The 24,582-nt window shown below is 64.6% G+C and carries 25 protein-coding genes and 1 tRNA gene; 11 read left to right on the forward strand and 15 right to left on the reverse strand.

What is annotated here, in order from left to right; translation table 11 throughout:
* From prcB to AU252_RS21635, 7 genes are all read right to left on the reverse strand, one after another.
* The gene (gene prcB, locus AU252_RS21605; protein ID WP_058932469.1) at positions 1–822 is read right to left on the reverse strand and encodes a proteasome subunit beta; all 822 of its coding nucleotides are present in this window, start codon (positions 820–822) and stop codon (positions 1–3) included.
* 82 nt (positions 823–904) lie between these two features.
* On the reverse strand, positions 905–1,108 hold the full coding sequence (locus AU252_RS21610) for a ubiquitin-like protein Pup (RefSeq protein ID WP_056339984.1): 204 nt from the start codon (positions 1,106–1,108) through the stop codon (positions 905–907).
* 86 nt (positions 1,109–1,194) lie between these two features.
* Positions 1,195–2,868 carry a depupylase/deamidase Dop gene (gene dop, locus AU252_RS21615; RefSeq protein ID WP_058932470.1) on the reverse strand — a complete coding sequence of 558 codons (1,674 nt, stop codon included), beginning with the start codon at positions 2,866–2,868 and terminating at the stop codon, positions 1,195–1,197.
* Positions 2,865–4,616 carry a proteasome ATPase gene (gene arc / locus AU252_RS21620; protein ID WP_056339978.1) on the reverse strand — a complete coding sequence of 584 codons (1,752 nt, stop codon included), beginning with the start codon at positions 4,614–4,616 and terminating at the stop codon, positions 2,865–2,867. The genes dop and arc overlap by 4 nt, the downstream gene beginning before the upstream one ends.
* Positions 4,617–4,699: 83 nt before the next feature.
* Positions 4,700–5,758, reverse strand: a complete 1,059-nt coding sequence (locus AU252_RS21625; RefSeq protein WP_056339975.1) for a tRNA (adenine-N1)-methyltransferase — start codon at positions 5,756–5,758, stop codon at positions 4,700–4,702.
* Between the two features lie 113 nt (positions 5,759–5,871).
* On the reverse strand, positions 5,872–7,038 hold the full coding sequence (locus AU252_RS21630) for a site-2 protease family protein (protein ID WP_058932471.1): 1,167 nt from the start codon (positions 7,036–7,038) through the stop codon (positions 5,872–5,874).
* On the reverse strand, positions 7,035–7,772 hold the full coding sequence (locus AU252_RS21635) for an HAD family hydrolase (RefSeq protein ID WP_058932472.1): 738 nt from the start codon (positions 7,770–7,772) through the stop codon (positions 7,035–7,037). Before AU252_RS21635 ends, AU252_RS21630 begins: the two co-directional genes overlap by 4 nt.
* Positions 7,773–7,922: 150 nt before the next feature.
* Here AU252_RS21635 and AU252_RS21640 point away from each other — a divergent pair, with 150 nt between their 5' ends.
* Complete coding sequence (locus tag AU252_RS21640; protein ID WP_056339966.1) at positions 7,923–8,828, forward strand: PAC2 family protein; 906 nt, start codon at positions 7,923–7,925, stop codon at positions 8,826–8,828.
* Here AU252_RS21640 and mshC read toward each other — a convergent pair.
* Both mshC and AU252_RS21650 read right to left on the reverse strand, forming a co-directional pair.
* The gene (mshC, locus tag AU252_RS21645; RefSeq protein WP_058932473.1) at positions 8,825–10,102 is read right to left on the reverse strand and encodes a cysteine--1-D-myo-inosityl 2-amino-2-deoxy-alpha-D-glucopyranoside ligase; all 1,278 of its coding nucleotides are present in this window, start codon (positions 10,100–10,102) and stop codon (positions 8,825–8,827) included. The two genes, AU252_RS21640 and mshC, sit on opposite strands and share 4 nt — an antisense overlap.
* A 15-nt stretch (positions 10,103–10,117) precedes the next feature.
* Positions 10,118–10,951, reverse strand: a complete 834-nt coding sequence (locus tag AU252_RS21650; RefSeq protein ID WP_058932474.1) for an undecaprenyl-diphosphate phosphatase — start codon at positions 10,949–10,951, stop codon at positions 10,118–10,120.
* A gap of 50 nt (positions 10,952–11,001) precedes the next feature.
* Between AU252_RS21650 and AU252_RS21655 the strand changes: the two genes are divergently transcribed.
* Positions 11,002–11,937: an aldo/keto reductase gene (locus tag AU252_RS21655; protein ID WP_058932475.1), complete on the forward strand. Its 936-nt coding sequence runs from the start codon at positions 11,002–11,004 to the stop codon at positions 11,935–11,937.
* Between the two features lie 74 nt (positions 11,938–12,011).
* Here AU252_RS21655 and AU252_RS21660 read toward each other — a convergent pair whose 3' ends face one another.
* The gene (locus AU252_RS21660) at positions 12,012–12,278 is read right to left on the reverse strand and encodes a hypothetical protein (RefSeq protein WP_058932476.1); all 267 of its coding nucleotides are present in this window, start codon (positions 12,276–12,278) and stop codon (positions 12,012–12,014) included.
* A gap of 39 nt (positions 12,279–12,317) precedes the next feature.
* Between AU252_RS21660 and AU252_RS21665 the strand changes: the two genes are divergently transcribed.
* Positions 12,318–12,551 carry a DUF5703 family protein gene (locus AU252_RS21665; protein WP_056339951.1) on the forward strand — a complete coding sequence of 78 codons (234 nt, stop codon included), beginning with the start codon at positions 12,318–12,320 and terminating at the stop codon, positions 12,549–12,551.
* A gap of 50 nt (positions 12,552–12,601) precedes the next feature.
* Here AU252_RS21665 and AU252_RS21670 read toward each other — a convergent pair whose 3' ends face one another.
* Together AU252_RS21670 and AU252_RS21675 are read right to left on the reverse strand one after the other, a co-directional pair.
* Positions 12,602–13,762: an acyl-CoA dehydrogenase family protein gene (locus tag AU252_RS21670; protein WP_058932477.1), complete on the reverse strand. Its 1,161-nt coding sequence runs from the start codon at positions 13,760–13,762 to the stop codon at positions 12,602–12,604.
* Between the two features lie 12 nt (positions 13,763–13,774).
* A complete protein-coding gene (locus AU252_RS21675; protein WP_058932478.1) occupies positions 13,775–15,079 on the reverse strand; it encodes a M20/M25/M40 family metallo-hydrolase in 1,305 nt (434 codons plus the stop codon).
* A 172-nt stretch (positions 15,080–15,251) separates the two neighbouring features.
* Between AU252_RS21675 and AU252_RS21680 the strand changes: the two genes are divergently transcribed.
* The 4 genes from AU252_RS21680 (at position 15,252) to AU252_RS21700 (ending at position 17,463) form a co-directional block, all read left to right on the forward strand.
* Positions 15,252–15,334: transfer RNA gene (locus AU252_RS21680), tRNA-Leu, on the forward strand.
* Between the two features lie 102 nt (positions 15,335–15,436).
* Positions 15,437–16,333 carry a Rid family hydrolase gene (locus AU252_RS24015; protein ID WP_157769048.1) on the forward strand — a complete coding sequence of 299 codons (897 nt, stop codon included), beginning with the start codon at positions 15,437–15,439 and terminating at the stop codon, positions 16,331–16,333.
* Positions 16,334–16,342: 9 nt separating this feature from the next.
* Positions 16,343–16,957, forward strand: a complete 615-nt coding sequence (locus AU252_RS21690) for a hypothetical protein (RefSeq protein ID WP_240484252.1) — start codon at positions 16,343–16,345, stop codon at positions 16,955–16,957.
* Between the two features lie 203 nt (positions 16,958–17,160).
* Positions 17,161–17,463, forward strand: coding sequence for a DUF4193 domain-containing protein (locus AU252_RS21700; RefSeq protein WP_056339942.1), 303 nt, complete (start codon positions 17,161–17,163; stop codon positions 17,461–17,463).
* A 112-nt stretch (positions 17,464–17,575) separates the two neighbouring features.
* On the opposite strand, the gene AU252_RS21705 is transcribed toward AU252_RS21700, so the two are convergent.
* Positions 17,576–18,040, reverse strand: coding sequence for a GatB/YqeY domain-containing protein (locus tag AU252_RS21705; RefSeq protein WP_058932479.1), 465 nt, complete (start codon positions 18,038–18,040; stop codon positions 17,576–17,578).
* 124 nt (positions 18,041–18,164) lie between these two features.
* Here AU252_RS21705 and AU252_RS21710 point away from each other — a divergent pair, with 124 nt between their 5' ends.
* The 4 genes from AU252_RS21710 (at position 18,165) to AU252_RS21725 (ending at position 22,316) form a co-directional block, all read left to right on the forward strand.
* The gene (locus AU252_RS21710; protein WP_430929457.1) at positions 18,165–18,902 is read left to right on the forward strand and encodes a M50 family metallopeptidase; all 738 of its coding nucleotides are present in this window, start codon (positions 18,165–18,167) and stop codon (positions 18,900–18,902) included.
* A 10-nt stretch (positions 18,903–18,912) separates the two neighbouring features.
* The gene (locus tag AU252_RS21715; RefSeq protein ID WP_058932480.1) at positions 18,913–20,022 is read left to right on the forward strand and encodes a glutathione S-transferase family protein; all 1,110 of its coding nucleotides are present in this window, start codon (positions 18,913–18,915) and stop codon (positions 20,020–20,022) included.
* Positions 20,023–20,060: 38 nt separating this feature from the next.
* Positions 20,061–21,170, forward strand: a complete 1,110-nt coding sequence (locus AU252_RS21720) for a serine hydrolase domain-containing protein (RefSeq protein ID WP_058932481.1) — start codon at positions 20,061–20,063, stop codon at positions 21,168–21,170.
* Positions 21,171–21,251: 81 nt separating this feature from the next.
* On the forward strand, positions 21,252–22,316 hold the full coding sequence (locus AU252_RS21725; RefSeq protein ID WP_058932482.1) for an FUSC family protein: 1,065 nt from the start codon (positions 21,252–21,254) through the stop codon (positions 22,314–22,316).
* On the opposite strand, the gene AU252_RS21730 is transcribed toward AU252_RS21725, so the two are convergent.
* Complete coding sequence (locus AU252_RS21730) at positions 22,313–23,239, reverse strand: MaoC family dehydratase (RefSeq protein WP_058932483.1); 927 nt, start codon at positions 23,237–23,239, stop codon at positions 22,313–22,315. The genes AU252_RS21725 and AU252_RS21730 overlap by 4 nt on opposite strands.
* Positions 23,236–24,576, reverse strand: a complete 1,341-nt coding sequence (locus tag AU252_RS21735) for a 3-oxoacyl-ACP reductase (RefSeq protein WP_058932484.1) — start codon at positions 24,574–24,576, stop codon at positions 23,236–23,238. Before AU252_RS21735 ends, AU252_RS21730 begins: the two co-directional genes overlap by 4 nt.
* Positions 24,577–24,582: the final 6 nt, after the last annotated feature.

The raw sequence follows: 24,582 nt of genomic DNA on the forward strand, positions 1-24,582 counted from the left end.
TTAGGCCTCCCGCCGTTCGGCGGACCTGGCTTCGATAATCCTGCCCGCCACAGCGGCGAGCTCGGATTCGGGGATCCGCCGCGCGCCATCCCTGTTCACGGTGTACACCACCGGCCACAATTGGCGGACGGGATCCGGCCCACCTGTGGCGGAGTCGTCGTCGGCCGCGTCGTAAAGGGACTCGACCGCCACGGAGACGGCCTCGGCTTCGGCCAGGTTGGGCCGCCAGAGCTTCTTCAGCGCGCCGCGGGCAAAAACGGAACCGGAGCCGACCGTATGGTGCTCGCGTTCCTCGTACCTGCCGCCGGTGACGTCGTAGGAGAAGAGCCGGCCCACGCCGGCAGTCGTGTCGAAGCCGGCGAACAGCGGCACGACCGCGAGTCCCTGCAGGGCCATCGGCAGGTTCCCGCGGATCATGGCCCCCAGCCGGTTGGCTTTGCCGTCGAGGCTCAGCAGCGTGCCCTCGATCTTTTCGTAGTGCTCCAGCTCCACCTGGAAGAGCCGCGTCAGGTCAATCGCAATGCCGGCCGTGCCGGCGATTCCCAACACCGAATACCTGTCGGCCGGAAACACCTTTTCGATGTGCCGGCTGGCAATGACGTTGCCCATGGTGGCCCGCCGGTCACCGGCCATCAGGACACCGCCGCCATAACTCATCGCCACGATCGTGGTGGCATGGGGTACCTGCAGCGGAGTCGCCGCCGCCGCAGCAGCAGGCATGGCACGGTGGTACGGAAGCAGGTCCGGCCGGTCGCGCTGCAGATGCTCGGTGAATGAGGATGTCGCGTTGCCGGCTACCTGGTTGGCGGTTGTTTCCTGCACTGATGCACTCCTTGTACGTGGTCCTTCAACGTCGGTACAGATTCCGGCCGGACGCGGCTTCCGCCACCCATCCGGATCCGGGTTACTGGCCGCCCTTTTGGACGAAGGCGCGGACGAACTCCTCTGCGTTGGACTCCAGGACGCCGTCGATTTCATCAAGGAGGTCGTCGACGCCCTGGGTGGCAGCCGATGCCTGGGCTTCCGGGGCTGCCGGCGGTGCCTCCGGGATCTCGTCCTCGACCTGGCTGTCGTGTGATTGTGGCTTCTGCTGCTCCTGGCCTGCCATGGTGATCACTCCTCTAAAAAATCCTCGGATCCGGACGGATCTGCTGATACGCCAATATTGCCACGCTGTCCGCCCGACGGCGCGGTTTACGCCGCAGGCGGAGCGGTGTTATGCCCCAAAAGTTCGGCGAGGAACGGACCTGCCGTCCGGTGGCGGGCAAAGAGCCCTCCCGTGAGGGCCTTGGTACCGCGCAGGGGCTCCCGGGTCGGCACGCGCTGAAGCCGGCCGTAGCCCGGCACATCGAAGATGACCGAGTCCCAGCTGGCCCCCACGACGTCCTTGCCGAAGCTGCTGATGCAGCGTCCGCGGAAGAAGGCACGCGTGTCCGACGGCGGTTCGGTCATCGCTGCGGCGATGGCTCCGTCGTCGACGATCCGCTGCATGCGGTTCCGTGCCAGGAACCGGTAGTACAGTCCCTTCTCCGGCCTGATGTCTGCCCACTGCAGGTCCACGAGGCCGAGCCTCGCGTCACCCCAGGCAAGGTTGTCGCGGTTCCGGTAACCCTCGAGGAGGGAGAGCTTGGCCAACCACTCCACGGAGGTGGCCGCCGCGTTCCTGTCGGAATCGAGCTGGGTCAGCGTGGCAGCCCAGCGCTCCAGCACCTGATGCGTATGGCCGTCCCCGTCCACGGCATCGGCAACGCCGGTGTCTTGCGCCAGCTTGGCCGCCGCCTCGTGGTAGATCCATTGCAGGTCCAGGGCCGTCACGCGGCGCCCGTCCAGCAGCCTGAGTTTGGCTGTCAGCGACGTATCGTGGCTGACTGCCTGGAGGGCTGCGACGGGTTCGTGGACCTCCACCCTGGGCGCCAGCCCGGCCTCGATCAGGCTCAGGACCATGGCGGTGGTGCCGAACTTGAGGTAGTTCGAGGATTGGCTCAGGTTGGCGTCCCCGATGATCACATGCAGGCGCCGGTATTTGTCGGCGGTGGCGTGCGGCTCATCCCGGGTGTTGATGATGGGACGCCGGATGGTGGTTTCCAGGCCCACCTCCGCCTCGAAGAAGTCTGCGCGCTGGCTGATCTGGTACCCAGGCGTGGAGCTGTCCTGCCCCAGGCCCACCCGCCCGGCGCCGCAGATGATCTGCCGGGTGACGAAGAACGGCGTCAGCCCCCGCACGATGTCCCCGAAGGGTACCGAGCGTGGCATGAGGTAGTTCTCATGGGAGCCGTAGGAGACGGATTTGTTGTCCGTATTGTTTTTGTACAGGTTGACCGGAGGGAGCTCGGGATCCGCGGCCAGGCGGCGGACAGCCGCCAGCGCGACGAGGTCCCCGGCTGCATCCCAGATCACCGCATCGCGGGGGTTGGTCACCTCGGCACTGGAGTACTCCGGGTGGGCATGATCAACGTACAGGCGGGCTCCGTTGCCCAGGACCATGTTCATCAGGAGGCTGCCGGACTCGTCCTCGCCGTCCAGTTCCAATTCCTCGCGGCCGTAGGCAAGCGCCACCGCTTCGGCGTCGAGTACCGGCGGCTGGTCTGTCAGCTGGCTGGGGTGGGCCGAGGCCCTTTCCAGGGTCCAGCCACGGGCGTCGTGGAGGGGCTCCTCGTCCGTGTAATCCCACCGGGTCTCTGCCCCTCCTGCCGCCCTTTGCCGGGTCACCTGGGCATAAGCCTGGACAACGCGGGCGGACATCATGGTGGCGTTTGCTCCAGGCGCGGACGGGGCGTGGATGCCGTATTCCGTTTCCGCCCCCATGACGCGCATGGCCCCGCCGGCCGGGAGCCCTCCCCCGCCGGCGCGTTCCGGGGCTGCCGTCACAGGTACTGTCCTGTGTTCGGCATCGTTTCGATGGACTTGCCGGGCTCCTGACCTGCCTTACCCTGCACGATGGTGCGGATGTAGGTGATCCGTTCGCCCTTCTTACCTGAGATCCGGGCCCAGTCGTCCGGGTTGGTGGTGTTGGGCATGTCCTCGTGCTCGCGGAATTCATCCACTACGGCACGCAGCAGGTGCTCGATCCGAAGACCTTTTTGGTGCAGTGTCAGGAGATCCTTGATGGCGTACTTCTTGGCCCGGTCCACAACGTTCTGGACTACGGCGCCTGAATTGAAGTCCTTGAAGTAGAGCATTTCCGTATCGCCGTTGGCGTAGGTGACTTCCAGGTACTCGTTGGACTTCTCCGTGGAGTACATGGCTTCAACCGTCCGCTGGACCATGGCGTCCACTGTCGCCTGGACGTCGCCGTTGTGTTCGGCGAGGTCGGACTCGTGGAACGGCAGGTCCGTGGTGATGTATTTGTTGAAGATATCGGCCGCGGCCTCTGCGTCGGGGCGCTGGATTTTGACTTTCACGTCCAGGCGGCCGGGGCGGAGGATCGCGGGGTCGATCATGTCCTCGCGGTTGGATGCACCGATAACAATGACGTTGTCCAGCCGCTCCACGCCGTCGATCTCACTCAGCAGCTGCGGGACGATGGTGGTCTCGACGTCGGAGGAGATCCCGGTTCCACGCGTCCGGAACAGCGAATCCATTTCGTCAAAGAAAACCACTACGGGGCTGCCGTCAGAGGCCTTCTCGCGGGCTCGGGAGAAAATCAGGCGGATGTGGCGCTCTGTCTCGCCCACGTACTTGTCCAGAAGCTCCGGACCCTTGATGTTGAGGAAATAGCTCTTCAGGTCCACATTGCCGGACCGTTCCGCGGCGCGGGCGGCGAGGGAGTTGGCAACAGCCTTCGCAATCAGGGTCTTGCCGCACCCTGGCGGACCGTACAACAGAATGCCCTTCGGGGCTTTCAGCCCATGCTCGCGGTAGAGGTCCGGGTGCAGGAACGGCAGTTCCACTGCGTCCCGGATCTGCTCGATCTGCGGACCAAGGCCGCCGATGTCCTCGTACGTGATGTCGGGGACTTCTTCGAGGACCAGGTTCTCCACTTCGGAGCGGGGCACTTTTTCGAGGGCGTAACCGGTGCGCGAGTCGATGGACAGTGCGTCCCCCACCCTGAGCTTTTCGGTGAGCAGGGCTCCGGAGAGCCTGATGACACGCTCCTCATCCGCCCGCCCCACCACCAGTGCGCGGTCCGTTCCGAGCATTTCCTTGAGGGTGGCGAGTTCACCGGCGCGTTCATAGCCGAGGCCGGCAACAACCAGCAGTGCCTCATTGAGGAGGACCTCCTGGCCGACCGCCAGCTGGCTGATGTTGACCAGGGGGCTGATGCCCACCCGCATCTTCCGGCCGGCGTTGAAAATGTCCACCGATTCCTCGGTGGCAGCCTGGCCGCTGTTGCCCGCTGACGGCAGCCGCCTGGGATTGAGCTGCAGGACGGTGCCGAAGCTGTACGGGGGCTGGCCCTCCTGGTCCAGGGCATTTTTCAGCCGCAGAATCTCGGCCTTGGCCGCTTCCAGCATGCTGACCAGCTTCGTGTTGTTCTGCGTGGCGGCCGCAAGCTGGCGGTCAATGTGCCTGAGCTTGTCGCGGAGGACATTGGCCTGCCGCTCCGCAGCCGTCAGTTCGTTGGCGGCCGACTGCTCCGCCGGTGTACGTCCGGAGTCCTGATTCGGTGTCTCCATGGTGCATCAGCCCCTTCCTGCTCTTCTTCTTAAGACCTTAGCCCCAAGTTGGCAGGTACTGCTGGAGACTCCCGAAATGTGGACTAGTTCGTGATCTCCGGTTCGTCCTTGACGTTGGTGCCGGCAATGGCATCGCGCGCGGCCCGGCGCAGCTTCTTGTCTGAGACGAGGCGTTCGCCGACGGCACCGGGTGTCCAGGCGTTGACGTCTTCTTCGTTGAAGCCGGTCTTGGAGGGACGGCGCTTGACGGAGATACCGGTGACGCCGTCGGCAAGCCGGCGGGTCACCAGCAGGAAGCCGGTGTGGGCCACCATCCGGTGGTCCGGACGGACAGCCAGGCCCTCAAGGTGCCACCCGCGGACCATGGACTCCCAGGCATCGGGTTCGGTGAAGCGGCCATCGGCCCTGATGGCCTCCGCGGTCCGGGAGAGCTGGGTGACCGTGGCAACGTAGTTGATCCAGACGCCGCCGGGTGCGAGGACAGTGGCGACGGCATCAAGGCACTCCCAGGGTGCCAGCATGTCCAGCACGACACGGTCCACGGATCCGGGTGCCTCGCTGCGGACTACTTCCTCCTGGAAGTCGCCGAGGGAGATCTTCCACGCCGGGTGCGGGCCGCCAAAGATGGTTTCCACATTCCCGCGGGCGATGTCCGCAAATTCCTCACGGCGCTCGAAGGAGTGGAGGTAGCCGTTGTCGCCAACGGCCCGGAGCAGCGAGATGGACAGCGCTCCGGAGCCAACGCCGGCTTCAACAACCCTGGCGCCGGGGAAGATATCGGCCATGGTGACGATCTGGCCGGCGTCCTTCGGGTAGACCACTGCGGCGCCACGCGGCATGGAGAGGACAAAGTCCGAGAGGAGGGGGCGCAGCGTCTGGTACTGCTGGCCGACGTTGTTCACGACGACTGAGCCATCTGCTTTTCCGATGATCTCGTCGTGGTTCAGGAAGCCGCGGTGCGTGTGGAAGGCGCCGCCGCTTTCGAGAGAGATCGTGTTCATGCGGCCGCGCTCGTCGGTCAGCTGGACCCGTTCGCCTTCACGGAAAGGCCCGCGGCGGCGGGCAGCTCCCACCGGCTGGGTGCCATTGGCGGCAACACCGGTGGTTGGTGCTGCGGCTTCGGCGGCAGTTTCGCTGCTCATGGATTTTCCTCGCTCCTGTAAAACTGTGGGGCCACGCATCGAAATAGGTCCGCCGGGTGTGGCGCAGGCCTCCGGGCGGCCACGCGGCGGCAATGCACGGCCGGCACGTAACTCTACCGGCTTTGACCCTGAGGATGCCTATTTGACGGGTCAGCCTTGCCGGTGATGGCGGCCACCACCACGTTCTGCGCCAGAAGGCCGGTGACCGTTCCGTGATGGTCCACCACGGCATATTCGTGACCGTCCAGCTGGGAAAGGTACTGGATCAGTTCCTGCCCCTGGGACGACTCAGGTACGTAGGCTCCCGCCGCGAGGGCATAGGACACTGCCGTGGCAGGCGTGGAGGCGGCGGCGTAGTCAGGAACCGCGGCGAGGGCACCGGGATCCACAACACCCTGCGGGCGTCCATCCGGCCCGCAGACGACAACGGCGCGTGAGCCGTCCGGTGACAGCCTGCGGATGTCCGCCACCACTGCGGTGGCTGGAATTCCGACGGCGGGAGCCGCCAGGGCAGCGGCGCTGACCAGATGCATCCTTCCGCGCAGGGTGCCCTGCTGGATTGCGGCGCTGGCACCCATCCAGAGGAAGCCGCCGACGAGGACGGTGATCATCAGGAGGCTGAAATCGGGTGTCTCACCGGCCAGCAGCGGCCGCGCAATGAACCAGAAGCCCAAGGCCACCACGATGACGCGCCCAGCCCAGCCGGCGGCGACGGTGCCTTTGGCCTGGCTCCCGGTTGCTTTCCAGACGGCCGACTCAACGATCCTGCCGCCGTCCAGCGGGAGTCCGGGCAGGACGTTGAAGATGCCGATGACGAAGTTGGCCCACATAAAGATGTTCGTGAGGATCTCGGCCACGGTGCCCATGTTGGTGGTGGAAAGGACCACCCAGGCACCGCCGGCGAGGACCAGGTTGGCTGCCGGCCCTGCCAAGGCCACGATGACCGAGCGCGCCGGCGTCGCCGTGAAATTCTCAAACTGGGTGTGACCACCCCAGAGATTCAGCACGATCTTCTGCGTGGGCCAGCCGTAGATCTTGGCCGTGAGGGCGTGCGCCAGTTCGTGGACCAGGACGGAGATCAGAAGCAGCAGGGCGTACGCGAACGCCATGTAGTAGGCGGAGATGCCCAGTGCCGGATTCTGCTCCAACAGCAGGGGCCCGTAGACAATGACGGTAAAGGCGGCGATCACAAACCACGAGTAGGCCAGAATGACCGGGATTCCGGCGATCCGGCCGAGCGGTATTCCTTCGCGGCGGGCGGGGGCGGGCTGGGAGCTCATGACGGGGTCCCCGTCACGAGCACTGCAGATCCAGCCGCCGCGGCGGCCAGGCTGCCCGCGGCGATGGCCTCCAGCTCGGAAACGGTGCGGCCGGCCAAGGATTCCCAGATGGTGTGCCTGGGATCGTCGGGGATCGGGACAATGTGCGGAATGGCGACGGTGGCGACGCCCGAGGCCACAGCAGCAGCCACTCCCGGCGCGGAGTCCTCCAGGGCGACGCAGTGATCCACGGTCAGGTCCGGGTCCGCTTCCTGAAGCAGCTCCACTGCCTTCAAGTATGCTTCCGGGTGCGGTTTGCCCTGGGTGACGGTGTCCCCCGTGACCAGGAATTCGAAGTAGGGCTTGGGCAGGCTCGCGACAATTTCGCGGGCCAACGGCTCCTCCGACATGGTCACCAGCGCGCATCGTACTCCGGCGACGTGCAGGTCATCCAGCAGTTCCCGCGCTCCGGGACGCCAGGGAACAGAGTGCCGGACGCTCCTGATGACCTCAGAGGTCAGGGTGTCGATGATCTCCCGGCGCTCCAGCCGGACACCGGCTGCCTGCAGGATTCCGGCCGAATACGTCAGCGACTGACCCACGAGCTGCATGGCCTGCCCGTGCGACCAAGTGCCGCCATGCGCTTCAACGAGGGCGTGCTCGGCGGCAATCCAGTAGCGTTCAGTGTCCACAATGGTGCCGTCCATATCCCAAAGAACGGCTCGGAGCGGGGAAACGGAGGGTAGGGATCGCATGGTCCCAGTCTACGGGGCGCACCTGAGCGCCAGCCGGTGGATACGCCCTCGGCGAATATCAGCATTGCCTTCGGGCCCGCAAGCGCCCTGGCGCACTTTTTGGCTCTTCATTCAATGCGTCGCGCCGGTTCTTGGACGTAGGGTGATGAGATGAATAGCTTCGACGGAGACACCGCGGAACCGGGTGCCGCACCTGAACCGGAGCAGTTCCTGCTGCCAGTGGCGGACGGGGAGCGCATTACTGTGATGCTGGCCGCATTTGAAGGCTGGAACGATGCCGGCGAAGCCGCCAGTGATTCCTTGCGCTACCTGAACAGGGTTTGGGGCGGCAAGAAGGTCGCGTCCATTGACGCCGACGAATACTACGATTTCCAGTTCACGCGTCCTACGGTCCGCAGGAACGCCTCGGGGGAACGCAAGATCAAGTGGCCATCCACACGGATCTACAAGGCCAGTGCGCCGGATTCGAACGTGGACGTCATTTTCGTCCAGGGCATTGAGCCGTCCTACAAGTGGCGGGCCTATACGGCGGAACTGCTGGTCCACGCTGAAGCGCTGAAGGTGGACTACGTGGTCCTGGTGGGGGCCCTTCTGGCAGACGTTCCGCACAGCAGGCCCATTCCGGTCAGCACCTCCTCTGACGACGCTGTGTTGCGGGAACGCCTCAACCTTGAAGCATCCCAATATGAAGGTCCCGTCGGCATAGTCGGAGTACTGTCCGAAGTGTCCCTCCTGGCGGGCCTTCCTACTGTTTCCCTCTGGGCAGCCGTCCCGCATTATGTGGCCCAGGCCCCGTCACCCAAGGCGCAGCTGGCTCTCCTGCACCGGGTCGAGGAATTGATCCAGGTCCCGCTGGACACGCACGAACTGGCGGAAGAGGCAGCTGCGTGGGAGCGCGGCGTCGATGAGTTGGCTACCGAGGATCCGGAGATCGCCGCGTACGTCCGCCAGCTGGAAGAGGCAAAAGATACGGCCGATCTTCCGGAGGCGAGCGGTGAATCCATCGCGCGGGAGTTTGAGCGCTATCTCAAGCGTCGGGGCCGGGACAAGCCCTAAAGTACGACGCCGAGCAAGGCGTCCAGGGCGTCCCTGACCAGGGCCTGATCGTGCTGGCTGCCCGCTGCCGCGGCGGAGTCCGCCGAGGCAGCCCAGCGGTCAACAGCTTCCAGGGCGGCCGGTGCGTTCAGGTCAGCTGCAAGGGCGGACCGCATTTCTGCGATCAGGCCGGACGCCGATCCTTCCGTGGCAGTGGCGAGGGCGCTGCGCCACGCCGCCAGCCGGTCCTTCGAAGCCTCAAAGCCGTCAGCGGTCCAGGACCAGTCTGAACGGTAATGGTGGGCCAGGATGGCCAGGCGGATGGCTGCCGGATCTTCTCCCTCGGCCCGAAGTTTGGACACCAGGACCAGGTTGCCCTTGGACTTGCTCATCTTTTCGCCGTCCAGGCCCACCATGCCGGCGTGGGCATAATGGTGGGCCAGCGGCACTTCGGCGAGCGAATAGGCGTGACCGGCGCCCATCTCGTGGTGCGGGAAGATGAGGTCAGAGCCGCCGCCCTGGACAGTGAAGGGAGCCGGCAGGTACCGCTGGGCGATGACCGTGCATTCGATGTGCCAGCCAGGCCGGCCCTGGCCCAACTCGCCGCCCGGCCAGCTGGGCTCGCCGTCACGGGCAACCCGCCAGAGCAGGGGGTCCAGGGCCTGCCGCTTGCCGGCCCGGCCCGGGTCGCCGCCGCGTTCGGCGAACAGTTCCAGCATTTCGGCCTCACCGAGGCGGGAGATGGAGCCCAGGGTCCAGGCATCCGGGGCGACCGACTGCTTGCCGGCAGCTTCGACGTCGTAGTAGACGTCGCCGTCGGGCTCCCCTGCCGAACCAGGGACGCGGTAGGCCAGCCCCAGCCGGACCAGCCGTTCGATGGCCGGAACAATGATGTCAACTGATTCGACGGCACCCACGTAGTGGTCCGGCGAGAGGACGTTCAGGGCCTCCATGTCGGTCTGGAAGAGTTCAATCTGGCTCGCGGCCAGGTCCCGCCAGTCCACCCCGGTGGCAGTCGCGCGCTCCAGCAGGGGGTCGTCGACGTCGGTGACGTTCTGGACGTAGGAAACCTGCTGGCCGGCGTCACGCCAGGCCCTGTTCAGCAGATCGAAGGCCACGTAGCTGGCCGCATGGCCCATGTGGGTTGCGTCGTAGGGAGTGATCCCGCAGACGTACATGGATTGCTCTCCCCCGGCCCGGAGCGTGACCTCACTCCCCTTTGCGGTGTCGAACAGCCGGATGGCAGGCATGGCGCCGGGCAGCGCAGGGACAGGGCGGGAGGTCCAGGATTTCACAGCCTAAGCCTACGGCTAGGGGCTGATGACATTGAAACCGAGCAAAAGATACAGGGCCAGGCCCAGGAAGATCCGGTACCAGACGAAGAGCCGGTAGCTTCGGGTGGAAATGAACTTGAGGAACCAGCCGATGATCACGTAGCCCACTACCAAGGCGATGACGGTGGCCAGCGCCGTCTCCGGAAGGCCGTAGGGGCCGGTAATGCCTTCCTTGGAGACCACTTTGTACAGCTGGTAAAGGCCGCTGCCGAACACCGCCGGGATAGCCAGGAGGAACGAATACCGCGCGGCGGCTTCGCGTGTGTAGCCCATCAGGAGACCTGCGGTGATGGTGCCGCCGGATCGCGACACGCCGGGAATAAGAGCCAGGGCCTGGGCGAAGCCGTACAAAATGCCGTGTTTGTAGGTGAGCTGGGTGAGGTCCCGGTCCTGCTTTCCGATCGCGTCGGCCACGGCCAGAAAGAGCCCGAAGACGATCAGCATGGTGGCTACGAGCCACAGGCTCCTCAGCACCGACTCGATCTGGTCCTGGAACAGCAGACCCAGCACGATGATGGGGAGGCTGCCCAGGATCACCAGCCAGCCCATGCGGGCATCCGGGTCCTGCCGGGAGACTTTTCCGGTCAGCGATCCCGCCCAAGCCTTGACGATCCGCACGATGTCGCGCCAGAAGTAGATCACCACGGCCGTTTCGGTACCAAGCTGCGTGATGGCGGTAAACGCGGCTCCGGGATCGGATGCGTTGGGCAGGAACTGCCCCACAATCCGCAGGTGCGCGCTCGATGAAATCGGTAGAAATTCGGTCAGTCCCTGCACTAGGCCCAGCAGGGCCGCCTCAAACCAGTTCACGCTAAGACCCTACGTCATGGACACTGTTGATTCCCCGTAAGCTTGCAGCTATGCAGCAGCGTTACGTCGGCAACAGTGGATTGCGAGTCTCCGCCCTTTCCCTCGGCACCATGTCCTGGTCCGGCGATACCGACGAACAGGACGCCTCGGAGATATTGCGGACATTTGTCGATGGTGGCGGAAAACTCATAGATACCGCGGCGTCTTACTCCGACGGCCGCGCCGAGGCGATGATCGGCACTCTCCTGGGTGACGTCGTCTCCCGCACCGAAGTCTGCATTTCCACCAAGGCGGGGATGTCGACGTCGGACGGCCGGCGCACGGTGGACACGTCGCGCAACGCGATGCTCACCGGACTGGACGCCAGCCTGGCAAGGCTGGGGACTGACTACGTGGATATCTGGTTTGCCCAGGCGTGGGACGGCAACGTCCCGCTGGACGAGACCCTGTCCGCACTTGAATTCGCGCTCCGGAGCGGCCGCGCCCGCTATGCGGGCATCTCCAACTTCAACGGGTGGCAAAGCGCCAAGGCCGCGGCGGTGGCCGGATTTCCGCTCGTAGCCGCGCAGGCTGAATATTCACTCCTGCAGCGAAAGGCGGAAGCGGAACTGGTTCCCGCCGTCGAAGATGCCGGCCTGGGGCTGATGGCCTGGGCTCCGCTGGGACGCGGCGTCCTGACCGGCAAGTACCGCGGCGCCATTCCCGCCGATTCCCGGGCGGCAAGGACAGACTCCGCACCCTACGTAGAGCCGTATCTGGAGGCGCAGCCGTCCAGCGTGGTGGAAGCCGTGGCCATGGCGGCCAAGGGCCTGGGCCGGACACCGCTGGATGTCTCGCTGAGCTGGCTGTTGTCCCAGCATGGCGTGGCCACGGCCATCGTCGGGCCCAGGACTCCCGTGCAGGCGAAAGAAATCATGGCCGCCCAACTGACGAGGCTGCCGCCCGAAATTGCCCGCGCGCTCGAGGACGTTTCCCTGCCCGGCTGAGTTTCCGTGCCCGGCGGATGCGCCGTTCAGGGCCGCAGAGTTAGGGCATTGCCCGCGATGGCGGCGTGGAGTCCTCAGTCCTCGAGAATTTCCAGGTCCTCGTCGTCGTCGATGCGGGCTTTATCGTCCTCGTCTTCTTCATCATCGAAGACCTGAAGGGGTGTAACTTCGTTGTAAGCCTCGTAGAGTGCGTCTTCATAAACCTCGAACGCATCCGAGACCGCAAAAAAAGCCGCTTCCACCGCGGGATCGCCATCGCCACGCCGGTTGGATGCTGCTATAAGGTGTTCTTCCAATGCGGTTGTCAAGGACTGAAGCGCGACACGCGGATCGATGCTCATGACTTCACGTTAGCCGGAAAAGGACGAAAATGGAGAGCAATGAAGGAACATTTTCTCACCAGCTCGGTCCAGCGGGAACGGGACATTCTGAGGCAGTACGAGTACCTCGTTCTGACGGTCAGCCCTGATGATTCGCTGCCTGACGCCAGGCGCCGGCTCGTGGAGCATTCCGAGTACGGCAAGTGGGAGCTGGAACGCAGCAAGCTGTATTTGGGCGGCGGCAGGCGCTTCTGGCTCCGCCGCCGGGTGATGCAGGTCCAGCGGACCGTATAGACATTATCCGGCCAACGGACCGTATAGGGATTATCCGGCCAGCGGCCTGTTCAGTCCTCCAACGGACCCAGCCACGCGTTCGCCACGGTGTTGTGCGCCGACTCATTATCTGATGGGTGGAACATCCCCGCCAGTACGTCCCGGTACAGGCGTTCAAGCTCCGACCCACGAAAGTAGCTGGAGCCGCCACTCACCCTGATGGCCATGTCCACAACGCGGCGGGCCGTTTCTGTTGCATTGACCTTCAGCCCCACAAGTTTGGGAAACCATTGCGGCCCGTGCTCAACGAGCGCATCCACATCGCGGCTGACGGTCAGCAGCTGGGGGTAGAGGTTATCCATGGCCATGGCGGCCTCCGCGATCTTCCAGCGGATATCCGGATCCTGCGCATAGCTGCGGCCGGCGTTCTTGAAGGACGTGCGGCGCTTGACCGCCTCAACACCCAGGTTCAGGGCACGTTCGCCAATGCCGGTGTACACGGCAGCCAGCAATGTCTCGAAGCACGCGAAGATGGCGAAAATCAGCGGATCGGCGTTAGGTCCCACCGGAAGTTTGCGGAAGATCCTCTCCGCCGGGACCTCGGCGCCGTCCAGAACGGTGGTGTTTGACTGGCTGGCCCGCATGCCCAGGGTGTTCCAGTCATCCAGGATGGCGTAGCCCGCGGCCTCCCGGGTGATGAACCCGTGCACCAGCTCCCCTTCGCCTTCCCTGGCCTGTCCGTCCTTGCCGAAGATTCCCAGCCGGGTCCAGGCGGGCGAAAGACTCGTGAAGATCTTGGTACCCGTGAAGCTGTATGCTCCGCCCGGCAGGGGAACAGCTGCCGTTTTTGAATCAAAAAGTACCGAATCATTGCCGGCTTCGGAATTGCCGAAGGCGAAGATCTCGCCGTGGGCGGCCTCCTGCAGGACGAAGCCAAGGGAATAGTCGCCCCTTGCGGCCAGGACGTGGGCGACGCCGGTCCAAACCAGATGCATGTTGATGGCCAAGGCGGTGGCCGGGGCCGCCGTTGCCAGCCGCCGCTGGCACTGCGCTGCCGCCTCGAGCCCAAGCCCCAGGCCGCCGTCGGACGCCGGCACAAAGAGGTTGAGGTAGCCGGCGGCGGTCAGCTCCTCAAGGTCTTCAAAGAAGAAGGTGTTGTCCCGGTCATAGCCCGCAGCCCGGCCACGGATTGCCTCGAGCAGCGGCTCCGGGAGGATTTCCTCGGGCGTCACGTCCGGGCCGGCTCAGTAGTTGGTGAGGAGCGTGTTGAGCACCCGGGCACCGAACTTCAGCGAATCTACCGGGACGCGCTCGTCCACGCCATGGAACATGCCGGTGAAATCGAGATCGTCGGGCAGCTGGAGGGGAGCGAAGCCGTAGCCGGTGATACCGAGCCGGCTCAATGACTTGTTGTCCGTGCCGCCGGAGAGCGTATAGGGAAGCACTTTCGCCCCCGGATCCTCGGTGTGCAGGGCGTCGATCATGGAATCCACCAGGTTTCCGGCGAACGGGACCTCAAGCGAGACGTCGCTGTGAACGTAGCTGACCTCGACACCGGAACCGGCAAGCTCCCGCACGACCTCCAGCACGTGGTCCTGCTGGCCCGGGAGCGTCCGGCAGTCCACCAGGGCCTCAGCCGATTCGGGGATGACGTTGTGCTTGTAGCCGCCCTTGAGCAGCGTGGGATTGGTGGTGTTCTGCAGGGTTGCCCCCACAAAGCGCGCCACGGTGCCGAGCTGGTCGAGCAGGCGGTCCGGATTGTCCGGATCGAATTCCACACCCGTGAGTTCAGTCACGCCGTCCAGGAACTGCCGCGTAGTGGGCGTCAGCTCAATCGGCCACTTGTATTCGCCGATCCGGGTTACCGCCGCAGCCAGCCGGGTGACGGCGTTGTCGATATTGATCTGGGAGCCGTGACCAGCCCGGCCGTGCGCCACCAGCCGGAGCCAGGAGATGCCCTTCTCCGCCGTCTGCAGGAGGTAGGTGCGCTGCCCGCCGATGGTTGCCGAGAAGCCGCCTACCTCCGAGATGGCTTCGGTTGCGCCTTCGAAGAGCTCGGGCCGCTTGTCGACTGCGTAGCGGGCGCCGTACTCACCGCCGGCCTCCTCGTCGGCGAAGAAGGCAAAGATAATGTCGCGCCTGGGTTTGCGCCCGGATCTGGCCAAATCCCGCATCACAGCAAGGATCATGGCGTCCATGTCCTTCATGTCCACGGCTCCGCGGCCCCAGATGAGTCCGTCTTTGAGCTCCGCGCCAAAGGGATCCACCGACCACTGTTCACGCAGGGCGGGCACTACATCGAGGTGCCCGTGCACCACTAACGCGCTGGCGGACGGATCTTCACCGGCCATCCGGGTCACAACACTTGCGCGGCCGGGCGCCGACTCGAAGATCTCGGCTGCGAGTCCTACTTCCTCGATGAGCCCGGCTGTGTATTCCGCGGCCACCCGCTCCCCCGGACCCGAGCCGTCACCGTAGTTCGAGGTATCTATCCGGATGAGTTCCTGGCAGATCCGGACAACTTCATCCTCGGCACGGATGTCAGACATAGAAACTCCTTGGGCAGTGGGAAGGCTGCAAACAACCTGCGTTCTCGTGTGCCCTCAGCCTACCCATCAGCCCCGATTCCATGTTTTCGGAAAGTTCGTGTTAGAGTTTTTCTCGCTGCTTCGGAGAAAAGCGAAACGCCGAAAGGCGGAAACGATCTCCGAATTACCACCTGCGCGGGTGGCGGAATGGCAGACGCGCTAGCTTGAGGTGCTAGTCCTCGAAAGGGGGTGGGGGTTCAAGTCCCCCTCCGCGCACAAATGGGAAAACCCCTGAAATCCACGGATTTCAGGGGTTTTTTTCTGTTTCCACGCACGCGAGGCCCGCTTCCGGGGGAAGCAAAGCACTACGGTACAAACATGACTACGGAAAACGCCAAGGCACCCGTCCGCCAGCTCCGCCTCGTTGTCGAAGCCGAGGACTACGAGGCGGCACTCACGTTCTACCGTGATGTCCTGGGACTCCCCGAGCAAGAGGCCTATGAAGGAGAGGGGGACGCGCGCGTGACAATACTTGGTGCCGGGCGGGCGACGCTTGAGCTGTCCAACCCCGCCCAGGTTAACCTCATCGACAGCGTGGAATCGGACGGGCAGCCCAGCGCCAGACTCCGGGTAGCCTTCGAAGTGGAGGACACGGCGGCCGTAACGGCAGACCTTGTGAACGCAGGAGCAGAACTGATCGCGACTCCGCGGATAACTCCCTGGCAGTCCTTGAACTCCCGGCTTGCAGCGCCGGCAGGCCTTCAAGTGACGCTGTTCCAGGAACTCGAACCGATAGCGGATCGGCAAACAAGCCAGACCTCAAAAAACCCTGAGCCCCTATGGGCTGTCCCGAACGCTGAGGAGATCAGGTCTGCCCATCACTTCAGCCCTAACCTTCATCAGTCGCCTGCCCCGTTTTCGCATCTCGTACGCCACGGAGACACCGCCTACACAGCCGGGATCATTGGCCAGAGCGCCGACGACGGTATACTTGTCGGCCCGGGGATTGAAGAGCAGTGCGAGTCCATGCTCAGCAACCTGGAGACGCTGCTGACTGATGTGCATCTTTCTCTGGCCCACGTCCTGCGCACCACCATTTACCTGACCGACTACGACGACTTCCATATCATCAACGCTGCCTATGCCCGTCACTTTCCCAAGCCATTCCCTGCGCGTACAACCCTCCACGTGGCCGGACTTCCACTCGGAGCGCGCGTGCAGATCGACGCCATCGTGGCTGCGGGCAAATGCTTCAGGCCTCCGTCGACGGCCTAAGCTGGAGCCGTGAATCCAACCCCGCCGCCTGGCCCGCTTGAAGTCGTTGTCCATTCCGGGCCGGCCGACTGGTGGGTGATCCTTGCCGGGCTTGGACCGTTGGCTGTCCTGATTGCGGCACTCTTGGCCTTCTACATCAACTCGCGCACGCTGGCCCAGCGAACTTCGGCCGATAAGACAGCGTTGGATCAGAAGCGCGAAGCCGACGAGCAGGCACTGCGGCAAAAGACAGAGGCGGACAGCCGGGCGGAATGGTGGCGACGCACCCAGTGGGCCCTGGACCGGGCCTTGGACGAAGATAAAGGAACCAGCGCCCTGGGGCTTGCGACTTTGAACGTCCTGGCGCGCAGTGAGCTGGCCCGTACCGAAGAGCTCAAACTGTTCGACACGGCTTGGGAGAACGTGGCTGGAGGGGACAATGGTGGCCGGACGGTGGGCGCAGGTGCCTCCGAACACAGGAACGTCCAACCGCCCCGGAACGCCGCCTCGACACCAGCCAAGAAGGACGCCCCTGCCGAGCACCGGGTTCAGGTGGCTGCCGCCAGGCTGCGCGTGACGCTCGACGAGCGCCTTGGGCGGCTTACCCCGCCTCAGACCAAAGCCTTGGCCAAGGAACCCACCTAAGCCTTGCCTGACGGCGGCCGTGCGCTGACTTTCATTCCTGGACACCATGGTGCCCAATGTCACCCGACGCCGATCCCGGCTGGTGTTTGCACGGAAATATAGGCTCCACAGAGAAATTTTCTTGCCAGGCTATTGGGGAATACCCGCCGGATGCTGTACGTTGCATACGCGACAGACGAACCAAAGAAAAGAGATACACCTAAGTGGCAACCGATTACGACGAACTTCGCTCCGACGTCAAGGAGTCGCAGGACAACTCACTCGAGGCACTGCAGTCCGCCAATGCTCCGGACGCCCGCAGCGTCGTCCTCGAGCTCGATGAGGCCGACGGGCTGGATGGCGCCGGCGTTCCGGGCGGCGAATTCGTGGCCGAGGAACTGGTCGTGCAGGTTATCCCGCAGGCTGAGGACGAGTTCACGTGCTACTCCTGCTTCCTGGTCCGGCACCGCTCCCAGATTGCGCGGCAGAAAGACGGACACAGCTACTGCACTGACTGCGAAGGCTGATTCAAGAAACCCGGATATTCTTCCGTGGCGGCCGAGTTCCGCCAACAGGAAGTTAAGGCACGCCCACGTTTAGTAGGCGTGCCTTTCCTGTTAACAGGCTCGAGCTGACGGCTCAGGCGAGACGGCTGCGGACGATCTCGCTGACCGCCTTGCCGTCGAAGCGTCCGGCGACTTTGGCCGTGACAGGCTTCATCACGGCGCCCAGCTGACGCATTCCGGGCTCCACGCCTTCGCTCCTCAGCCCGGCGATTGTCTCGTCAACGATCGCCTCGACTTCCGCGGCTGTCAGCGGCTGAGGCAAATATGCCTCGATGATCCCGGCCTCGGCGATCTCGGCCGCGGCCCGCTCGGATTCTCCGGCTTCCATATAGATCCTTGCGGTGTCACGTCGCTTTGCAGCCTCTTTCTGCAACAACGAGGTCACCTGGGCGTCGTCCAGGACAATGGGCGTCTTTCCCGACTTCTCCCGTGTTTCGATCTCGCCCAGGACATTGCGCACCGTTGTCAGGGCGGTTTTGTTCCGCTCCTTCATGTGCACCACAACATCAGCGTGCAGGCGTTCCTTCAAAGTGGTCACGGCATTCCTCGATTCGTTGAGCGCCCCATGGCGGCAGGGCGGAAGGACAGTGGTGAACCATCCCTCTAGTACCGTAGAGGGCTATGGCTGACAATCACTACTCCCGGCCCGGCGGGAAACGACCTTGATTCCCGAGCAATTGTGGCAACGGATCGTCGAAGCCTTCAGCCGTGCCGCCATCCCCCAAGTCACGGTGGCCGAACTGGCTGTGGTGCTGGCGCTGGCAACTGCATTGTCCATCCCCCGTGCCACCTGGAAGTACTTTGGGCTCCTGGCCACCGCCACGCACGAACTCGGCCATGCTTTCGCCGCCGTCATGAGCGGCCAAAGACTGAGCGGGATCCGGCTCCGGTTGGACCACTCAGGCACAACCACCAGTTACAGCCGGGGCAAGGCCGCCGCCGTCTGGTCCGGATTCTGGGGCTATCCTGTACCTGCCCTGACCGGCGCCGCCCTGGTCACCTCCGGTTTTGCCGGCTGGGGTCCGGCCGCCTTGGCCACAGGCACCCTTATCCTCCTGGTTTCGCTCGTGTTCATCAGGAACTTCGCGGGGCTGCTAATCACAGGCCTTGCCGTCGCAGGCGGCGGGGTGCTGGTCCTTGTTGTGCCCAGCAGCTTCACCGGCCATGTTGCAGTCGTGCTTGGCGTGGCGCTGCTTGTGGCCGCCGTCCGGGATCTCGCGAAGCTCACCAACGTGCACCTGCGGCGCCGTGACAGGCTGGCCAGTTCCGACGCCTACCTGCTGTACCGCGCAACGTCCATACCCTCCGGCATCTGGATCGCGCTCTTTGTCGCCGTTATTGCCGGCTCCTGGCTGGTCGCCTGGCAGCCCATCTCAGCAATCCTGGCCGCCGGAGCCTAGGCTGGTCCGCATGAGCCAGGAATCTCCGAGCGGGCCGCAGGCCACGAACGCCACCGCTTCCGACAGCACGGACACCAGCAACGAACACAGCACCCTGGGCGCATATGTGACCGGCGGTGCCGAGTTCAACCGGGACACGAATTACATTGAGGACCGGATCACCCACGACGGCCGCCCCGGCATCAACGGCGAGCCGGGGTGGCCAGTGGAACCTGGCCGGTACCGGCTGATTGCGGCGCGGGCATGCCCGTGGGCGAACCGGGCCGTGATTGTGCGGAGGCTCCTCGGCCTGGAGGACTCCATCTCCCTTGGCCAGCCCGGCCCTACCCACGATGCCCGGTCGTGGACTTTTGACCTCGATCCGGGCGGGGTGGACCCTGTGCTTGGCATCGAGCGCATCCAGAGCGCCTATTTCAGGCGCTTCCCGGATTACCCGCGCGGCATCACGGTGCCAGCGATCGTTGATATTGCCAGCGGCGCGGTGGTCACCAACAGCTTCCCTCAGATCACCCTGGACTTTGCCACCGAATGGACCCGTTTCCACCGGGTCGGAGCGCCTGACCTTTACCCGGAACACCTCCGCGCCGAAATTGACTCCGTCAGCAAGCGCGTCTTCACCGAGGTCAACAACGGCGTCTACCGCTGCGGCTTTGCGGGCTCCCAGGAGGCCTACGGCTCGGCCTACACCAGGCTGTGGACCGCGCTCGACTGGCTCGAGGAACGCCTCACCGGACAGCGGTACCTCGTGGGTGACACCATCACGGAAGCGGATGTCCGCCTGTTCACCACCTTGGCCAGGTTCGATGCCGTTTACCACGGGCATTTCAAGTGCAACCGGCAGAAGCTGACCGAACTGCCGGCCCTGTGGGGCTACGCGCGGGATCTTTTCCAGACTCCCGGTTTCGGAGACACGATCGATTTTGTCCAGATCAAGCAGCACTATTACATCGTCCATGAGGACATCAATCCCACCCGGATGGTGCCGCAGGGTCCTGATCCGGCGGGCTGGCTGGAGCCCCATGGCAGGGAATCACTGGGCGGCCGGCCGTTCGGTGACGGCACTCCCCCGGGGCCGGTGCGCCTAGGGGAAGAAGTTTCCCCCGGCCATGGAGCGGCTTAGGATCGGGAAAGCGCTTTCTAACCGGTTAGGCTAGCCCCATGCAGAAATCTTTTGGCTTTGCAGCACCCGGTTATGAAGGCGTTTTGGATCTGTTTGAGGCCCTTCTCGCCGCGGATCCGCAGTACAGCGCCCAACTGGCGGCCTACCGGGACGGCGTGAAGATCGTGGACCTGTCCGGCGGGCCCCACATCACCGCGGATTCCGTCACGGGGGCGTATTCAGTTTCCAAGGGCGTGGCGGCGCTGGTGATTTCGCTGCTCGTCCAGGACGGGCTGCTGGACCTTGACCGGACAGTGGCGCACTACTGGCCCGAGTTCGGTTGCCATGGCAAGGACCGCTTGCTGGTGCGTGAAGCCCTGTCCCATCAGGCCGGCCTGATGGGAGTCGAGGGAGGCATCGCCCTGGACGAATTCACCACCTCCCTGGCCGCGGGAAGGTTGGCAGCAACGAGCCCCGCATGGCGTCCCGGCAGTTGCTTCGGATACCACGCCCTCACCATCGGGATCATTATGGAGGAACTCTGCCGGCGGGTCACGGGAACCAGCCTGCAGAGCCTCTATGACCAGCGCATCCGCACGGCCTACGGCATCGACTTCTTCCTGGGACTGCCCGAAGAGCTGGAACCGCGCTACCGTGACGTCCTCTACGACGTCGATCCCCTTCAACCATGGCTGGATCCACTGAGCCTGGATGGGCTTAACAGCAACGCGGCAGTCAGCACAATCATGGAACTTCCCAATCAACGGCCCGTCCGCGCCGCGGGGATGAGTGCCGCCGGCGGTGTGGGTACGGCGGAGGGCCTGGCCAGGCTCTACGCCGCGGCCATCACCGGTGTGGACGGCCGGGACCCCTTGTTGACCCCTGAGACCGTCAGCGCCATGTCCCAGGAGCAGGTGTGGGGCCTGGACCGCCTGTCCGGACTGGACAACGCCTTTGCCGTGGTCTTTATGAAGCCACACGTGTCGCGGAATTTCGGCAGCCACCGTGCCTTCGGCCACGAGGGTGCGAACGCTGCCCTGGGGTTTGCCGATCCCGCATACGGGCTCGCCTTCGGATACATCCCGCAGCGGGCGGAGGACGGACGCACCCAGGGCAAAGCTCATAGGCTGGCTGCGGAGATCCGGCGGGCGGCGTCGGCCTTGTCCTAGTACACGGGTGCACCTAGTGTGGGGCTGATGGGTGACACTCAAACGCAGCCGCAGGGCCGGCCCTCCGCTGGAACCCGAATCATGCGGAATTCGGTGGCCGGTCTCTCGTCGGCATTCACAGTACAGCGCCTGCAGCTGGCGGCGAAGGCAGCGCTGGCCGCCGGCCTCGCTTTCGCCATTGCTCCCCTGATGCCGGGATCCGCTGCCGAGTACCCGTACTACGCGCCGCTCGGCGCCCTGGTGTCGATGTACCGCAACGTGGCCGGATCCTTCCGGCAGGGTCTCCAGGCGCTCGTCGGACTCGCCCTGGGTATTGGGCTCGCCTTTGCGCTGGTCAGTGTCGGTGATCCGTCACCGCTGTCTGTTGCGGTCGTTATGGGACTCGGCGTGCTGCTCGGCGGTCTCCCCCGCATCGGCTCGGGCAGCGATTGGATTCCGACGGCGGCGCTGCTGGTCCTGCTGGTGGGGGGAAGCAACAAGGACGACTTTTCCTTCGGCTACCTCATCCAGATGGGCGTCGGCGTCGCCGTGGGCATTGCCGTCAACTTCCTGGTCTTTCCTCCCCTGCACTTCACCGCGGCGGCCACCAGCCTGGGCAAACTCCGGCTGGCCCTCGGGCGGCAACTGACTGACATGGGAACGGCCCTGACTGAAAAGTGGCCTCCCGAGCACGAGGACTGGTCCCGCCGGTCGACCGAGCTGGCCGAAGCAGCCAGCACGGTCCGCCATCTCGTGCAGGAGGCTGATGCGAGCCGGCGCGCCAATCCGCGCCGGCGGCTCCATCCCCGCGATGTGGATCTCGACTACCGCAACCTTCGTGACCTGGAGCGGGTGACGTTCCACATCCAGGACATGACAGAAGTCCTGTCCGATGTCATCTGGACAGACGACGCACCTTATACGGTGCCTTTCAACGACAGTGCGCCCCTGGCCGCGGCCATGACCGCCACCGGTGAACTCCTGGCCTCGTTCGACGGTGAGGATGAAGCAGACCAGCGGCGGCTGTTCGCTGCCGCAAAGTCGGCGGTGGAGGCCGGTATGGCAACGGTTGCGGAGCGGGCCCAGGAGGATTCGGCCGTGACAGCGTCCGAGTCCATCCTCCTGAGCCTGCACCGTATCCTCAGGGCTGTGCGGCCGGCGTCCTAGAGCGGTGCCACGGAGCCGCTGAAGTGGCGGCGGCCGGAGCGGGGGTTCCACGCCACAAATTCGGCCCGCTGCCAGCCTTCGCCAGGCGTCTGTGCCGTGGTGATATCCAGGGCGGTGATAGCCAAGGCAACGCGGGCAGGAAGGAACACTGGAGCCTCGAACGTGACATCCCACGTGAACGTTTCGCCCTTGGCCGGCCCGACATCCGCGAGGGCCCTCGAGGCAAGGTACATCCCGTGTGCGATGGAGCGGCGCATGCCTAGGGCCTTGGCAGAAAGCACGCTCAGGTGGATGGGGTTGAAGTCTCCTGAAACGGCGGCATACGCCCTTCCCGTGTCGACCCCCAAATGCCAAATCGCGGTGGGGTCCGGAGGCGTGAAATCGGCCTGGCCGTTGTGGGTCGTTGGCTTGTCGATGCCGGGGAGGAACACACCCTTGGCCAGGTAGGAGGAGCGCCCGGTCCACTTGATGTCCGGCGTATCCGCGGCACGGATCTCTGCCACAACGTCAAGTTGCGTGCCGGACCGGTGGCCCCGGAGGTTCTCAACCCTGGCCTGGATGTCCAGGGATTCCGTGAAGAGCACCGGCGACCTCTGCTCCACATGGTTGCTGAGATGGACCATGCCCAGGAGTGGCAGCGGGAAATCGTCGCGGTTCATCACACTCATGGCCAGCGGGAATGCCAGTGCGTGGAGGTATCCGGCCGGCAGGGTGTCCCTGGCAGTCAGCCCGATGAGGTGCTGGTAGACGGTGAGGTTGCCGACGTCGGCCCTTACCCCGCGCACTTCGTGGCTAGTGACCGGAAGGTTTGATCCGTTGTGCGCGCCCAAGACGCGCCGCCGCGCGGTCTGCGCGGCGGCATTGACGTAGAGCTTGGACAGGGACGGCATCTCCCCCAGGATGACCGGCTGGACAGTACTCATGCCCCCACCAGGTTCTGTCCGCAGATCCGCAGCACGTCGCCGTTAATGCCCCCGGCGGCGTCGCTCGCCAGGAAGGCAATGGCCTCCGCTACGTCGGAGGGTTGGCCACCTTGCTGCAGCGAGTTCAGCCGCCGTCCCACTTCGCGGACGGCAAATGGGATCCGTGCTGTCATGTCTGTTTCGATGAATCCGGGCGCCACCGCGTTAATGGTCCCGCCGTTCACCGCCAGAAGGGGCGCAGAAGCGCGCACCATACCCATCACACCGCCCTTGGAGGCCGCGTAGTTGGTCTGGCCGCGGTTGCCCGCGATGCCGCTGGTGGATGCCACCGAGACAATCCGTGGTGAATTGCGGAAGTGTTCGGAAGCAAGGAGCGCTTCGTTGATTCTGAGCTGGGCGGCGATGTTGATGTTCAGGACGGAGGTCCAGCGGCCGTGGTCCATATTGGCGAGCAGCTTGTCCCGGGTAATTCCTGCGTTGTGGATGACGATGTCCAGACGGCCGTGACGCTGCACGGCGTGGTCGATGATCCGCTGGCCGGCATCTGAGCTGCTGATATCCAGTTGAAGCGCCGTGCCGCGGACTTCGTTGGCGACGGCGGCCAAATGGTCCCCGGCTGCCGGGATGTCTACGAGGACCAGGGTGGCCCCGTCCCGGTGGAGGGTACGGGCAATAGCTGCCCCGATGCCGCGGGCGGCGCCGGTGACCACGGCAACCTTGCCGGCGAGCGGCTTCTCGAAGTCTGGGGGCAGGTGGCCCTGCTCGGTTGAGACAGTCAGGAACTGGCCATCCACGAACGCCGACCGGCCGGACAGAAAGAACCGCAGGGCTGCCAGAGCGCTGGGGCTGGTGCTCTGGACACCTCCTGCCAGGACGATGCCGTTCGCTGTTGCGCCGGCCCGGAGTTCCTTGGCAAGCGACCGCAGGAAGCCATCCACGCCTTGCCGGGCAGCCGACTGTGCAGGGGACGCGGTTTCGGCGGCCGGCCGGGAGATAGTGATGACGCGGGCGCTGGGGCCGAGATCACGCAGTGAGGCCGCGGCGGACAGCACAGGCTTTTCAAGATCCTCGGGCCGGGTCAGCTCATCCAGGACCAGAATGATCGCGCCAAGTTTTTCGCGGGGCACCCCGTGGCGCCGGACGTCCAGGTCCCAGGAGAGCAGCTTGGCGGCCAGTTCGTCGGCACCGGCGGTGTTGCCCTGGACGAGGACGGGGCCGGTGACCAGGGGCTGGCCCGGCTTGAAGCGGCGCAGCACGGCAGGCTGGGGCAGGCCCAGCCGTTTGGCGATGTTCTTGCCTACGCCCTGGTTGACGAGCGTGGTGTATTTATCCGTCATCCGGTG

It is taken from the genome of Pseudarthrobacter sulfonivorans, from assembly GCF_001484605.1.
Classification (GTDB): domain Bacteria; phylum Actinomycetota; class Actinomycetes; order Actinomycetales; family Micrococcaceae; genus Arthrobacter; species Arthrobacter sulfonivorans_A.

Coding starts and splice junctions, on each gene's coding strand:
- AU252_RS21640 (WP_056339966.1), top strand. CDS start 7,923: ATGAATAGCTTCGACGGAGACACCGCGGAACCGGGTGCCGCACCTGAA.
- AU252_RS24015 (WP_157769048.1), top strand. CDS start 15,437: ATGACTACGGAAAACGCCAAGGCACCCGTCCGCCAGCTCCGCCTCGTT.
- AU252_RS21630 (WP_058932471.1), bottom strand. CDS start 7,038: ATGAGCTCCCAGCCCGCCCCCGCCCGCCGCGAAGGAATACCGCTCGGC.
- AU252_RS21735 (WP_058932484.1), bottom strand. CDS start 24,576: ATGACGGATAAATACACCACGCTCGTCAACCAGGGCGTAGGCAAGAAC.
- AU252_RS21675 (WP_058932478.1), bottom strand. CDS start 15,079: ATGTCTGACATCCGTGCCGAGGATGAAGTTGTCCGGATCTGCCAGGAA.
- AU252_RS21610 (WP_056339984.1), bottom strand. CDS start 1,108: ATGGCAGGCCAGGAGCAGCAGAAGCCACAATCACACGACAGCCAGGTC.
- AU252_RS21660 (WP_058932476.1), bottom strand. CDS start 12,278: ATGAGCATCGATCCGCGTGTCGCGCTTCAGTCCTTGACAACCGCATTG.
- AU252_RS21665 (WP_056339951.1), top strand. CDS start 12,318: ATGAAGGAACATTTTCTCACCAGCTCGGTCCAGCGGGAACGGGACATT.
- AU252_RS21730 (WP_058932483.1), bottom strand. CDS start 23,239: ATGAGTACTGTCCAGCCGGTCATCCTGGGGGAGATGCCGTCCCTGTCC.
- arc (WP_056339978.1), bottom strand. CDS start 4,616: ATGGAGACACCGAATCAGGACTCCGGACGTACACCGGCGGAGCAGTCG.
- AU252_RS21635 (WP_058932472.1), bottom strand. CDS start 7,772: ATGCGATCCCTACCCTCCGTTTCCCCGCTCCGAGCCGTTCTTTGGGAT.
- AU252_RS21715 (WP_058932480.1), top strand. CDS start 18,913: ATGAGCCAGGAATCTCCGAGCGGGCCGCAGGCCACGAACGCCACCGCT.
- AU252_RS21725 (WP_058932482.1), top strand. CDS start 21,252: ATGCGGAATTCGGTGGCCGGTCTCTCGTCGGCATTCACAGTACAGCGC.
- AU252_RS21655 (WP_058932475.1), top strand. CDS start 11,002: ATGCAGCAGCGTTACGTCGGCAACAGTGGATTGCGAGTCTCCGCCCTT.
- AU252_RS21625 (WP_056339975.1), bottom strand. CDS start 5,758: ATGAGCAGCGAAACTGCCGCCGAAGCCGCAGCACCAACCACCGGTGTT.
- AU252_RS21720 (WP_058932481.1), top strand. CDS start 20,061: ATGCAGAAATCTTTTGGCTTTGCAGCACCCGGTTATGAAGGCGTTTTG.